Source organism: Paenibacillus sp. WC2504, assembly GCF_052682475.1.
This window is the reverse complement of the sequence record NZ_JBQZFH010000001.1, coordinates 1,110,589-1,125,261: the sequence shown is the minus strand read 5'-3', so window position 1 is coordinate 1,125,261 and position 14,673 is coordinate 1,110,589. Positions and strand designations below refer to the sequence as shown.

Sequence of the window (14,673 nt, the reverse complement as noted above, 5' to 3'; positions counted from 1 at the left end):
TCTTGTAAATCATACACTACTAGAAAAATAGAACGAGGTGAATGTGGGTGATAAAAGCTAATCTTGGTGACCTTGATGACATTAATTTAACGGACAATCTCCCTACTAACAATGACGTGCTGACTTATGACAGTACTCAATCCAGTTGGATTCCAAAGAAACCTACAAGCGGCGCTGTTACTAATCCATTTGTCATTGATTTAAACAGATGGAACATAAAAAATGATGGCACTGACCCCGCTGCTACAACAAAAGGCATTAATGACGCACTTATTTGGGCAAAATCACAAAATATTACTCATTGCATATTGCCAAGCGGTACTTATAAATTAAGAATCGATAGCACATCCTTCACATGTATTCTTATGCAAAGCGATATGCACTTTGAGATGACTGATGGTTGTATTTTACAATTGGAAACGAATTCATCACCTTGGTATAGGATCTTCAGTTTGAAAGGTGTAACAAATGGAAGGATTTCTGGTGGAGCAATCGTGGGTGACAAGAAAACACATATATACCAACTAGGCATAAAATTTGTAAGAGGAGGAGTTAATGCCGATGGCTCGCTAAACAATAATGCTAACTTCATCCGTAGCCAAATAGTGGACAGGTATAGTAATCCCGGGTTATTAAAAGCCTTCAGGCTTTGGAGTATCAGTGGAGTAACAGCCTCAGGTTATAACTTCTATCAATACAAAGATACGATATCCACTAGTACGTTAGTTGGGTCCAGAACGAACGGACAATTCGCCCCCGCAGCCCCAACAGGACGTGGATGGTTTGCAGAAATTGAGAATGCCAACAAAATGATTTTCGCCATCGACATTACTTCAAGCCCGCTAAGTGACGCACAAATTGCACAAATTAATGCGAAAGTTGATTCCCAAAACTACACTCATGAATGGGGACATGGTATTGAACTTGCCGGCTCTAACAATATTGAAATAGATCATATAGATATCAGTAATTGTACTGGAGATGCAATTTTTACTTCCTGGTTAGAATACAAACTTAATCCTTCTGATTACACCCAAGAACAAATGGGATCCAATATCTATATCCATGACTGTGATCTCAATTACTGCAGAAGACAGGGAATTTCTAATGCTGGCTCAACTGATGTAACGATAATAAATAATAAAATTCATCATATTGGTAAAGCTGATGATGGCGTAACTGAAGATGGAACCGCCCCCATGTTTGGCATCGATATCGAGTCCATGTGGTCAGAATCAAACATACCGACATGGCGACCCGAGCTTAATCAAGCTGGTTTAGAACTCAACACTAGAATTTATATTAAAGACAATTATATATATAATAATAGCCGTGGGCACTTCGTGAATGCGGATGGTATTAATGTAGTTCTAGAGAATAACACTTTTGAGGGTTATAATGTTGGCGGAATCAGTTCATATCCGAACAACATGTACGTAAAATACCTTAACAATACAATAATTAATTGTGAACTTGTCGTCAAAGGCGATAATTTTGTAAATGGCGCAATTTGTTATAATGGTAACATTAAAATTGCTGATATTACAGGAGCAGTAATTTCAAATTGTCAGATAAAAAATGGCTTGTTCTATGGCTCAAGTATATATGGATATTTTGGCACTCCAACTGTCGATGTTCCTACAAGCACGTTCACTTATAGTTCGCCTCATGGAATGGGGAATGGTGCAAAGATTTCTTTTGAACAATGGGTTGGCAAAGTCCCTACTGGCATCAGTGTGGATAAACTCTATTACACTGTAAATGTTAAAACAAATAGTTTTCAAGTATCAGAAACACTAAACGGTACTCCTGTAGCGATAACAGACAGTGGTATAACGGGGTTCAACATAAGCAGATTTAATTACGGTAGATGTTATATTTCAGATATTGTTGTGGAACGGGATTGGAGAAACGACAATACGTTATCCCCCAATTTCCAACTGCTTCTGACGGGTGGACTCATTAGAAATGTTACTGTTAAAAACTATGAAATTGATATTCGTCCCCCTGCTAATTATGTAGGTAGACCCTTACAGATAGACGGGATTACCCTTATTGAAGGCGGAGCTAACTTCGAAGGGTGTAATTTAATCAATAGTTTCTTTACCAGAAGTAAAACCGGAGTTCTTGGTGGAGATATTTCTCTCGGAACGAATGATGCACGCTATACAAGAAAATTAGTTATCGATAACTGTTCATTTCAAAATGTAGGAATAAACTTTAATGGAAACGTAACAAACAATCGCAGCACTTTTATCAATTCAAGTATCGGTAAAGCTGATAATGTGAACATGGCTGTCATCAGTACCAGCTATCTTGAAGATACAAAAATTAATTTACATTGGTTAACACGTGATAAATCCATGACAATTGCAAGATGCATTTTCAAAAATGTAACAGCAGACACTAACTCGAATACTAGAATGATCGATAACGTTAGCCTCTAATTGCGATCAGAAAAGGGAAGATTGGGAAATACCCGTCTTCCCTTTTCATTTGTTTAATTGTTATCATTAATATCGTTGGCTTTTAAACTAAAATTAGCATTTTCCAAAATATTACCGTCAATCGTAAATGCAGGTGCACCAATTCCAGCATATATCGTAGATATCCCAATCGCTTCGATATTGGAGGTGATTTTATTACTTCTAATCGATGCCGATAAAATATCATATGGCTTGTCTTTTTGCCAGTAATCATTCATTTTAATAATTTCTGTTGTTTTTGCAGTGATACCACTTGCAACAATCACGTTATTTTCAATTGCAACCTTTTTAGCTGAATCTACCGAAATGGCAGCTGTATTTCCAGTCGTATAAAATGTTGAATTCGTAACTGTAAGATCCAAGTTCGGGTTCCCAGCACTGAGTCCGCCATATCCAGTGAATGAGCAATTATTGAATACATATTCTCCAGACTGCCCTACACTTGGTACTGCTTTCCCCCCATCATTAGGCCCTTTAAATACACAATTGTTGTAGGTCCCCGGCGGCAAATCCAATCCGTAAGTTGAATTGTAATCATTCACTACTAGATTATCAATAATATTCCCTTCAACCTTGCCACCTGAAACTGATCTTAATGAGGGTGCTCCATTGATTGTGATGTTAGTCAAATGAACAGGATTTTGCCATATCGATAAACCTGAATTTGCAGTTCTTTTTGTTATATTAATAACTACATCTGAAGCCGTTACACCAAATGGAACCGAGCTGCTAATAGCAAAGTTCGTATTTGTTACAGTCATCCCTTTAATATTGATATTAGGGCCTTCAAGATGCGTTAGTGAATCACTCATCGTATTTCCTATAAACGTCACATCATGAGCTGCATAAATACTTGTACCTTCAAAATCATTATTTTTTATTGTTGCACCTGTAAACGGGGCTGACACGGCTAAGCCAATCGCTCCAACAGAAGCTAACCGATTACCTTCTAGCGTCCCATCATGACCATCGTAAAAAATAACATCATATCTGCTATTTTTATAGAACTGATTATTTTTGATCGTAATGTTTTCATTGATAAAGCCGTTATCACCCGCTCCTCCTTCCACATCGATTCCTGCCATAGGAGCAGTACCGTCTTTGCCTCCAATGTCATGAAAGCTATTGCCTTGTACCAGAACATTTTTACCACCATTAATGGTCAGTCCTTGTCTGCGATTAAAAGAAGATTCCGAATTCTGAACAGTAACATTGGTCGACTGAACCCTGTTCCATATCTCTAGATATTGTCCTTTTTGAATAGTCCCTTTAAAAGCAAGCCTAATGGAGTCACTCCCAGGAGGAATAGAAATATACTCCCCTTGACTTTGTTGTTTTGCTTTAGATAAGAACGTGCCATCAGCCTTGTAAAAATAAATATCACATTCATTTGAAAGATACTGCGCATTGTCAATAATAACAGTGTGCGTTAACTCATAGGAAGGATGCGTAAGTTTCCAACTCGACTTGCTTCTGACTTTTGTCTGATCTGGTAAAAGCTTTCCGTTGTCGTCAATACCCCCAGCTTCGAAATCCTTCGCATACAAATCCTGCATAGTACCACTTCCGCCGCCTACACAAAGCCCGTCTCCTGTAAAGTTTAGAGTCTTTACACCATCAATAATTACATTGTAAGAACCTTTTGTAATAATCCCATATCCGCTCTCGTGAGTGCCTCCACTCGAATAATCATGAGTATCCCTGTCGCCGCGGTAGGTACCACCCTTAATGGTTACATTCTTGACACCAACGTTTACCAACAATGTCGAATAATCTGCATATGCGTTTGTTTCTTTTTGAATTACAGCTTTATCGTCAAGCCAAAATGTCATGTCACTGACCATATTGATACGTCCGCGAAGGTCCCATTGTCCATTGGTGCCTTTGGCTATGCGATACGTGCCTGCGGGAACTTTGAATACAGTATATCCTTGCTCATGGGCCCAGATAAGTGCATTATTTATTCCATCTGTTGTTTCAGCCGCATGAGAATTATCATTGTAGATATTCCACTTTTTTAAATCCAGCTCATACACACGCTCCTGATTAGACACAGAAAACGTGGTCTGTGCTTCTGAAGCACCAGGCCACGTCGGGAAGAAAAGTATGAACATCAACAATGCCATAAAAACAAGCCTACGCATTTTAAAATTTCACTCCTTATAAAATTATCTTAAACCCAAAACTGTTATTAAGAGTCCTTGAAGCAGTGCTTAACTAATTTTCATTATTTACATACTACGAAATTTATAACCCCCTTTGTTTTTATAGAAATAGAAACGCCACAAAGCGACATACTCCTTCTATTATACAAATATTTGGAAATAATCAGGGACTTTAATTGAGTCTAAATTTTGAATTATTCTTTATTAAGAACATTATACCAGAAGTATTAAATACGACCAAGGACTGAATAGTATATTTACTATGATGTTAACCATGATACAATATGCCGATTGGTGCTAAGTTTGCTTAAATAATGTATCACCAGGATTAATCACCAACATCCCAAGATAATGATTTCAATACAAAAACTCTATTGGAACAGTTGGTATGTCATTGAACTTGAATTGATACATTAAGGATTGTGTTTATTAGGACAATGGCAGCGCAGGTTTAGCCACATGCGAAATCCTATTTTCCTCAGAATACTATGTCTAGTGCGATATGTCATGACACTACAACACCAAAAAGCTAGCTACAGAATCCGTGACACAAATAATACATTAATTTGACCTTATATTTCACAATTATTTGAATAATTCTTTCTGTACAACATTTTCAATATTAGAGTATACTGTTCTTTATAAAGCACAAATTGTTTATCAGTATCCCCTAAAGGAGGAAATTCAATCGATGAATGAAAATTTCACTGGACCATCTAACAGTAAAATAAGCGTGGTTATTCCAATTTATAATGTTGAGAAATGGTTGGAAAATTGTCTCCATAGTGTTCTTAAACAAACCTACGATAATTTTGAGATTATTATTGTAAACGATGGGTCGACCGACAGATCTGCTGAAATAGCAGAGAAATTTGTGAAAAAAGATTTTCGTATTAATTTAATCAGTAAGAAGAATGGAGGCGTTAGCAGTGCCCGCAATACAGGTATGAGCGTTGCAACTGGTAAATATATTACTTTCATAGACCCAGATGATGAACTATCTGAAAACTTCTTTGTCAAGATGTTTAATGTAGCTGAGATAAGAAAATGTGATGTTGTTATCGCAGGATATCAAACCACTCCAACAAATACCAAATTTGCACCCAGATTCAAAACTGAAACAACCATGACAGGAAAAGAGCTTATATTGAGCGCATCTAAAGTACATACAAACAATGATTTGTGCTTTGCGTGGCGAAACCTTTACAATTTAGAAACATTAAAGCGCAACAAAGTTCTATTTAACGAAAATGTACACATTGGTGAAGATACAATATTTAATCTTGAAGCCATATTAAAGTCAGATAGGGTTTGTGCAATTCAAGATATAATGTATTTTTACACTGTAAACAATCAAAATAGTGCAATGAGGGTACCATATAATCCCAAGCTTGAAAGTAGTTTAATTTTACAATACAAAATCAGGAACAAACTTTCCAACGATTTTGGGTTGTTGAATAACAATGAATACAGAAAAGACTTGGCAAACTATTATATTAAAAATATATATAGAATGCTAATTACTAATATAAAAAATAGCCCCGAATGTAGTAAAGAGGATATTGATAGAATTGCCAATCTTGAAATGATGACTGAGAGTGCTAAAGAGATAGGCTTCTTTTATAATTGTAACAATTTGAAAGAATATGCATATTATTTGGCTCTGAAATTTAAACTGGTGTCATTCATTTTCAAAAGAGAATTCTCATTCAACTAACCAGTCGAATGTAATTAATATTCCAATGGGAGATATGTATGAGAACTAAACAATCATTTTATAATATTTCGGCAGGTATCGGTAGTCAAATAATAATAACATTACTCAGTTTCGTCTCTAGAACTGTTTTTATTAATAGCCTTGGTGTTGAATACCTAGGAATCAATGGTCTATTTACAAACATACTTGGAATGCTCTCGTTAGCTGAGGCAGGAATAGGTTCTAGCATTATATACGCCTTATATAAACCAGTTGCGGATAATGATACAAATAAGATCAATATGTTAATGAGACTATATAGAAATGCATTTAGAGCTATTGCCCTTGTTATTTTTATAATTGGTGTGGCATTAATTCCATTTCTAAATTCCATAGTCGGTGAGACTACAATACCTAATATTAAAATAATTTTCTTTATTTTTCTAATAAGCACTTCTTCTTCTTATCTATTTTCTTATAAAGTGTCTTTATTAAATGTTGCGCAAAAAGGGTATATCTCAACTGGAATCTATTCCATATCCTCTATTCTATCTGCGTTGGTTAAAATCGCCATTTTAAAATATACTAATAATTATATTTTCTATCTTATAGCGGATGTTATTATAACAGTTACCACATCAATTTTGTTATCACTATTTGTAAATAAAATTTACCCATATTTAAAGATACCGACATTGAGTAAGCTAGATAATGAAACTAAATCAGGAATAATCAAAAACATGAAGGCACTAATACTTCATCAAATTGGTAGCTACGCTGTGTTTGGTACTGATAACATCATTATCTCAACCTTTGTTGGAGTTGCAGCTGTTGGACTATATTCGAATTACTACATGCTAATCAATATTTGTAGAACCTTCATTAATCAAATTTTCGATAATATCATTCATAGTCTAGGTAACTTAGTTGCAACAGAAGAAAAAAATAAAATTTATAATATTTTTAAAATTACAATGTTCTTTAATTTTTGGATTTATTCTTTTTTTAGTATATTGTTATTCATTACTTTAGATCCATTCATTAGGATATGGCTAGGAACTGACTTCCTCTTAGGTAGACTAGTTCTAATTATAGTTATGATTAATTTTTATGTTACTGGAATGAGACGTTCAATTAATATGGTAAAACAAACCTCGGGTATCTACCATGAAGATAGATACGCTTCATTTGTTGAAGCAATAATTAATCTTATTTTTTCAATTGTTCTTGTGAAGTACTTAGGTATGGCAGGTGTATTCATCGGTACTCTTATAAGCACTCTAACTGTTCCATTCTGGGTAGCTCCATATCTTGTGTATAAAAAAGTCTTTGAAAGGTCTCTTTTCTACTACTTTATTGATTATTTAAAATTCTTTATAGTCGGCTTAACCGTTTGTTTACTAACTGTTCTGGTGTCTAGCACCATTGATATTCAATCCATTTTGGGATTGTGTCTCAAAGGGCTGATTGCTTTAGTAATTCCAAATTTAATATACGTCCTTATATTTAGAAAAACAAAAGAGTTTAGCTACTTGCTCACCGTAGTAAGCAATTTATTAAATCTTCTTTTAAGCAAAATAAGATCTAAGAAATTAATAAAGAAAGAAAATACTCTAACTGACAACTAAATAAAACTGCAATTTCATATGAAAGTGCAAAGATGGGACATCCGAATTTTCGGGTGTCTTTTATTTGTTTAATGTGAGAAACAACCTACTTTGTGTAATAGTCAATGAAGTCCTCTCCCGAGCTTATCTGGAGTTCGAATGTAGGTAAAATAAAATGGGGAGAAATACTATAAAACCAACTAAAATAAGGCTAAAATTTTGTTTAAGTTGTGATAAATTGATCGACTTGGCAAGTTCTTTCTACTTGTTAAATTCAGAGTCCTCAAGTATTTCGAAAACATTCTATTTGTGTAAGGGTTGTATTGCAGCAAAAGAATGCTATGCTAGAAGAATCAAAGAGCAATGGGAACGATATTTTTAGAGTTTATATAAAACACTAGCCTAGTTTTGAAATCTGCTATTTCTCAAAACACATATAAAAACAAATAGAATTTACTCCTGAAGACAAATAGAACGAAGAAAATGTTCTGATAATGCTTAACTACAAACGTTTTGAGCCAGAAAATGTTGCTAATAAACACTATCTGTATAACAGATTAATTGACTTTTTGATGAAGTTACTTTGAATGATAGTTTTAAATTACCCGCGGTAATCCAGATCGCAAAAAACTTTATAATCAGATTAACAAATTAAAAAGCATCTTATACAATAATTACAGAAAATGTCGAAGTAAACATTTCATATGTTAGCGGTATTACTCGCTCATAGATGCAAAAGAATAGAGACTTAGATCTATTCCTAGCAAAGGGTAAGGGAATATCCGCAAAAATAATAACAATAAAAGTGAGAGTGGTAAATCTTTAAATGGCATATTTAAGAAATTGATGAGATTGGATTGGAGGCTCCCGAGGTTAACTTATTTGACTTGTAGACATGCGAGGCAATGAAACCAAATTTCAGACTTTAAGTAACTAAAGTATAATCGAGCAATTAATACCAGATTATAATGATTATATACATCGATGATTGCCGAACAGAAGCAGATGATCTCTAAGCCTGATGCAAAACAGGTCTTAAAAAAACAGAAAACTAAATATAAATGAACTGCAAGAATCAAAGGTGGTTCTTAAAAGAGGTGGTCATTACGGATTTCATGCTGAACAGCACTAATGTACAGATATCACAGCGGAAAGAAAATAGGGGATGAATACTTGGTCTATTCACACCCAAAAAAATGGAAATATTATGTCTTTAGGACAGCAATTAATAATAGAAATTTGAGTGAGGACTTAAATTGAAATCTGGATTTGGGAGATTATAAGTTTATTCTATTAAATCTGAAAGAGATTATATATGATGAAACCTAACAAGCCTGTGAGTGCATCAGAAATGTTCTCATACTACAAATCCCATCTCGTTCATTAATTCTTGATACATTTTATCCTTATTATTAGCGGAAATCTTTCCTTTAATCGTGTAACTATGATCATACGTATGGCTTTTTTCTATTAAATGGTTAGTTTTATTTAAATACTCCTCAACCGTAGCAACTACTTTCGCAGGGTTTCCAACGGCAACGCTATCAGATGGAGTTGACTTAGTTACAATACTCCCTGCACCTACTATAGAATTCTTACCGATTGTAACTCCAGGCATAATGAGAGCCCTTGCACCAATGAATACATTATCTTCAATTGTAATGCATCCTAACTTCGTATAATTAGTCATACTTTTAGTGCTAGCATCATGCGCGAGCAGGTAGGCTTGAGGAGCTATAGTCACATTGTTTCCTATTTTAATTAACCAACAGTGAGAGTAGTCAAAGATTACTCCAGGTTGAATGGAACAATTCTGACCGATTTTCATTCCCATTTTTATGTAATCCTCTAACCAAATTTCCTCTAAAATATACTTTTTAAGCCTAGCCCGAACGAAGTTAAAAATTTTCTTCATCATCTTAATCACACTACCTTGTAGCTTATTTGGGAGTTCATCATTCTAATACAGAATCCTTGAGTAAAAGGAAGTATATTAAACAACATCGAATATACGCCAATATCTTTCGTATCTCCTTGAGAGAAATCGACTGCTCCATTCCTTCTTGTAACCTTCATCAAATAGTTGGTAGCTTTATTCGCACTATTTAAACAATCTTCCGATATATCCGTGATCCGCGAAGCATTTAACATGAACCAGCCCAATGTTGCTGTAGTAGATGAATCCGGCCTACTTTCCCCTCTCGTTACGGTCCAGTTCCAACTCCCCTGATCTTGCTGAAATGTTATTGCAGCCTTAGCAAACTTTTTCACACTTTCCTCTAATACAGACTTATATTTATGTGCAGAAGGCAGTTCATTCCATGCATCAATAAGACCAATTGCATACCATCCTAGCCCCCTACCCCAGCCATACAGTCCAAGTGGCAATTTTTGATCAACTTGATAAGCATGGCTTGGAATATGATGTCCTTCCAGCATACCTTGCTCATCATAGGCTTTAATTTGCTTTATAGCTAAATCTACGCATTCATCCATAGAATACCTTAATCCATAAGACACTAAAAAAGGGCAAATAAACCCTATCGTATCCACATAACGGTATCCTTTCATGAACTTACGATATGCCACGGTACCATCGTGCCCTACATGGTCTTTAATCATTTGCCACGTATAATCAAATGCCTGTTTATATCGGTCGATCTCAATAAAATCTAATTTCATTACAGCATAAGCTAATATTGCCCCATCCACATGCACCGGCTTATTCATCCACTGGCCTTGACTATCAAATTTCGAGTTTAGGAATTTCCTAAGTTCATTTTGTACTTCTTTATCGTCATGATTCATTAGATATTCTGATAGCCCTAATAGTAACGACGCCTCTTGCCAATGCTGAATGGCGCTTTTCGTATAATTACCTTTCAGCATGTCAATAACTACCAATCTCGTGTTATCAGTCACCTTGATCTTTGGAGTTGTATTTAGCCACTTAAGGCCCAAATTAGTGATAGATTTATTCCAAATCTGCTTATCTTGATATCTTCCAATATGTATTCGACTTAACCAGTCTCTAAATATAGGAACTATATCAATTACGACAATAATCCCAATGAATCCAAGTAGTGCGATACCAATTAGTTGAATAATCACATGATCTGTCCCCTCTATGATTACTGAAACATTTCGTAAAGTTTGTTTATTTCAGACTCCGTTCCTAAATTCTCATTGGATAAACGAAGTGAAAACCGCTCTCTAAGCGCAGAATTGTCTATCAAAGAAGCAATCCCTTCATATAAAGCTTTCGAATTCATGTCTACTATCAAACCATTTTCATTGTTCGTTATTTGATCTTTAGCCGTACTAAAATTCGTTAATACAATAGGTTTCCTAAGTATCTTTGCCTCATCTATCGCAATGGATTTGCCTTCGAATCGGGAGGGCTGAACATAGATATCTGCCTCTCTTATATACGGATAGGGATTCTCCTTTATCCCCATGAGTATAAAGGTTTCTTGAAGACTATTCAGACTGATCATTCTTTCCAGTTTCTCTCTGTCTTCTCCCTCACCAATGATGTACCACTTTATTAAGTATCCCTTTTGGACAAGTTCTTTACATGTTTCTATAGCTAGCTCAAAACCCTTTTGATGGTTTAACCTTCCAACAGAAACAATCTTTATTTCATCTTCAATCTTTATTTCATCTTCACTAAGAACTCGTTCCTCTAAGGACATCTTATTGATCGTAGATGGAGATACAATGTTATGCATGATTTTCACCTTCTCGTCGTACATGGGAAACCTATTCTTCAGTATGTTCCCGCATTCTTCCGAGACTGTTACAACGTTCTTTAATTTTTCGAAATAAGGTCTATCGAGTAATGGATCCATGCCTAACTTGTCATAATCATTATGGATGAAACCTATTTTTTTACATGCATTTACTTTATCAACACAGAAATAGATGGGTGTTTTTTCAAGATATCCAACCGCAATGTCATAATTTTTATTTATATGTTTCAACGATTTCGATATATACTTCCAAACTCTTTGCTCACATCGAACTCGGTTTTTTTCAGTTTTTATAATGATGCCAGCAAGCAATCTAGATATTGCAATATCTAGTCTCCCTTTTTTTATGCAATCAACGAGTGCTGATTTTACTGACATATCAAAGTACTTATATCCAGTTGGTTCTTCTAATAAATTAACGCTGCTTGGAATTTTGTTTAGAAACAAGCCTTCATGTTTCATTAATAACAAGTCGACATCATACATCGTGTAGTCTATAGTGTCCAATAATGAGATGAGAGCCTTTTCAGCACCGCCACAGTTTAAGTTATTCATCACAAATAATATCTTTTTCTTCACTAGAGACCACCCTAACAAAAAATTTCGTATAGCTTATTTATTTCATCCTCTGTCCCCAATTTTTCTAAGGCAAGATTGCTAATAAAGGACTCCCTTAACTGCGTATCATTTATACATGCTTCAATTCCACTTGCAATACCCTGTTTTGTCGTTTCAACAATCAAACCATTAATACCATCTGTTATCTGGTCCTTCGCGGTGTCATAATTCGTTACTATAATAGGTTTATGAAGTATTTTTGCTTCATCGATAGCTATGGATTTACCTTCATATCTGGATGGCTGAACATAAATATCTGCACCTTTTATATATGGATACGGGTTTTCCTTAATTCCTACCAAGATAAAATGTTTCTGTAAGCCACAACCTTCGATCAATTTTTCAAGTTTTTCTCTTTCATTCCCCTCACCTAATACATACCATCTGACGTTATAGCCTTGAGCCACTAAAATCTCACATGCCTTGATTGCAAGATCTATCCCTTTTTCTCTACTTAATCTTGCCACCGTAATAATATTTGTGAAGTTCAAATCATAAGTGAAATTACTGTCTAGTTCACGACTAGACTCATGTCTAATGATCTTAGGAGAAACAATGTTATAGATGACTTTAATTTTATTCTTGAGTTGTTCAAAGTTTTCTTGAAGTGCCTTGGCACATTCTTCAGAGACAGTTACGAGATGATCCAATTGCTTAAAATATGGGTTGTCGAAATGGGAATCCATTCCCGAATCCGAATAGTTTGTATGGATCCATCCAATCTTTTTTTTCGAAATCACCTTATCCACTATAAAATAAATCGATGATTTCTCTAAATAACCAATTGCAACATCGTAATTCGTTTCTACGGCCTCAAAGGATATTCTCTGGTATTTCCATGTGTATTGCTCTGACGCAGCTGCGTTCTTAATTAATCTGTTCTTCATTGTAAACATTAGCCTAGAATAGGCTAGGATCATTTGACCATTTACAAGAAAAGTCTTCAATGCTGTCATTAACTGACCTGCAAACACACTTCGGAGAGGAGAAACATCTAGTATGTTCACTTCACTTGGTATAGTGCTTAAAAAAGCACCTTTACGGCTAAATAAGAGTAAATCCACCTCATAGAGTTCATAGTCAATTTGATACAATAAATTGACTAAACTCTTTTCCCCACCACCGGCCGCTAAGCTGGGTATGACAAATAGTATTTTTTTCTTCATCATACACACCTCAATCTCATTGAACTAATTGATCTAAATACTCAACAGCTTTATAGGACATTTGCTTGATGCGCGGAATCGATACTTGAAGAGTCTCTTTGATTGTTTCTTCTTCTCTAACCATTTCATCGAATTTAGAAATTAAGCGTAGGCTATTCGAGATTTCTTCGATGCCTAAGACCAACTTTTCTTCTCCAAAAATATCCTTGGCTATGCCCTTGGACTTTACGCTGTATCCTAGAACCATCGTTGGTACAAAGTTGGAATAAGCTGCTATTGTTGCATGTGTTCTAGCTCCAATAAAAAATCTCATTCTTGATATATAACCCTTGTACTGAATGGCATTTAGATGACTCGGCAATAAAATCACCCGGCCGGTATGCTGAAACTCCTCATAGTACTTCTGAAGAATTTCATAATCATTATTTCCATTTTCCATCACATGAGGAGTAAGAGCTATGGTCATATCAGTTGTTTTTAGAATATGGGTAATGAGATCCCTAACTGCAGTTTGAGATTTCTCATTTTTCTTCCACACCAAAGGGCTAAAGTTAAGACCAACAGTGTTTCCAAGTTGCCACCCGCTAGGCAGCTCTAGTTCTTCCTTCTCCATTGTGAATGCGGCGTCAGCACATAATTTGACGTTATTCAATCCCTTGCTTTTTAACATTTGATAAGTCAACGTTTCTCTAGCAAGAATGAGATCAAACAACTTTAAGTCTTCTAATTTCCGGTATGACATATCCTCCTGACCTATCGAACAGCCCCATAAGACTAACTTTTTGCCTTGTGCTTTTACTCTTTTGTTAATTTCATACCAGCCAGGTTGTTCACCATAACAATAATTATCTCCACCGATGGAAAGGCAAATATCCATTTGAGGAATATGCTTAACAATGTTATTGTGGATTTTTCCAAGTGCATACGATTCATTGTTAAAAAGCTTTACGTTAACTGATGAGAGAAGCCACTCATACGAATATCTCTTAATAGAACGAGGCGATCCGTCATAAATCCCATCTACTTTGGAAAGGATACGATCCGTCTCCGGTTTCCCCGAGGCCAAAAATACCTCTGCTCCTTTCATTTTCTCTTTAATAATACTAGTCGAAGCGCGAACAATTGCCTCACAACCTCTATTCAAACTGCCATCATGAGCAAACATCATAATCTTCATGTTTTG

General features: G+C 35.3%; 9 protein-coding genes. 3 read left to right on the top strand and 6 right to left on the bottom strand.

Annotated features, from left to right (window positions below; translation table 11 throughout):
• The first annotated feature begins 41 nt into the window (after positions 1-41).
• On the top strand, positions 42-2,447 hold the full coding sequence (locus tag ACUN27_RS05040; RefSeq protein WP_445558499.1) for a right-handed parallel beta-helix repeat-containing protein: 2,406 nt from the start codon (positions 42-44) through the stop codon (positions 2,445-2,447).
• A gap of 53 nt (positions 2,448-2,500) precedes the next feature.
• On the opposite strand, the gene ACUN27_RS05035 is transcribed toward ACUN27_RS05040, so the two are convergent.
• The gene (locus tag ACUN27_RS05035; RefSeq protein WP_445558498.1) at positions 2,501-4,630 is read right to left on the bottom strand and encodes a right-handed parallel beta-helix repeat-containing protein; all 2,130 of its coding nucleotides are present in this window, start codon (positions 4,628-4,630) and stop codon (positions 2,501-2,503) included.
• A gap of 712 nt (positions 4,631-5,342) precedes the next feature.
• On the opposite strand from ACUN27_RS05035, the gene ACUN27_RS05030 reads away from it, so the two are divergent.
• Both ACUN27_RS05030 and ACUN27_RS05025 read left to right on the top strand, forming a co-directional pair.
• A complete protein-coding gene (locus ACUN27_RS05030) occupies positions 5,343-6,368 on the top strand; it encodes a glycosyltransferase (protein ID WP_445558497.1) in 1,026 nt (341 codons plus the stop codon).
• Between the two features lie 38 nt (positions 6,369-6,406).
• Entirely contained in the window at positions 6,407-7,975 is a 1,569-nt protein-coding gene (locus ACUN27_RS05025) for a lipopolysaccharide biosynthesis protein (protein ID WP_445558496.1), read from the top strand.
• Positions 7,976-9,311: 1,336 nt separating this feature from the next.
• Here ACUN27_RS05025 and ACUN27_RS05020 read toward each other — a convergent pair.
• The 5 genes from ACUN27_RS05020 to ACUN27_RS05000 are packed head-to-tail and all read right to left on the bottom strand — an operon-like array spanning position 9,312 to position 14,667.
• Positions 9,312-9,872: an acyltransferase gene (locus ACUN27_RS05020; RefSeq protein WP_445558495.1), complete on the bottom strand. Its 561-nt coding sequence runs from the start codon at positions 9,870-9,872 to the stop codon at positions 9,312-9,314.
• A gap of 5 nt (positions 9,873-9,877) precedes the next feature.
• Positions 9,878-11,065, bottom strand: coding sequence for a glycoside hydrolase family 88 protein (locus tag ACUN27_RS05015; RefSeq protein ID WP_445558494.1), 1,188 nt, complete (start codon positions 11,063-11,065; stop codon positions 9,878-9,880).
• Between the two features lie 20 nt (positions 11,066-11,085).
• Positions 11,086-12,285 carry a glycosyltransferase gene (locus tag ACUN27_RS05010; protein ID WP_445558493.1) on the bottom strand — a complete coding sequence of 400 codons (1,200 nt, stop codon included), beginning with the start codon at positions 12,283-12,285 and terminating at the stop codon, positions 11,086-11,088.
• Between the two features lie 11 nt (positions 12,286-12,296).
• Positions 12,297-13,490 carry a glycosyltransferase gene (locus ACUN27_RS05005; protein WP_445560598.1) on the bottom strand — a complete coding sequence of 398 codons (1,194 nt, stop codon included), beginning with the start codon at positions 13,488-13,490 and terminating at the stop codon, positions 12,297-12,299.
• Between the two features lie 16 nt (positions 13,491-13,506).
• A complete protein-coding gene (locus ACUN27_RS05000) occupies positions 13,507-14,667 on the bottom strand; it encodes a polysaccharide pyruvyl transferase family protein (RefSeq protein ID WP_445558492.1) in 1,161 nt (386 codons plus the stop codon).
• Positions 14,668-14,673: the final 6 nt, after the last annotated feature.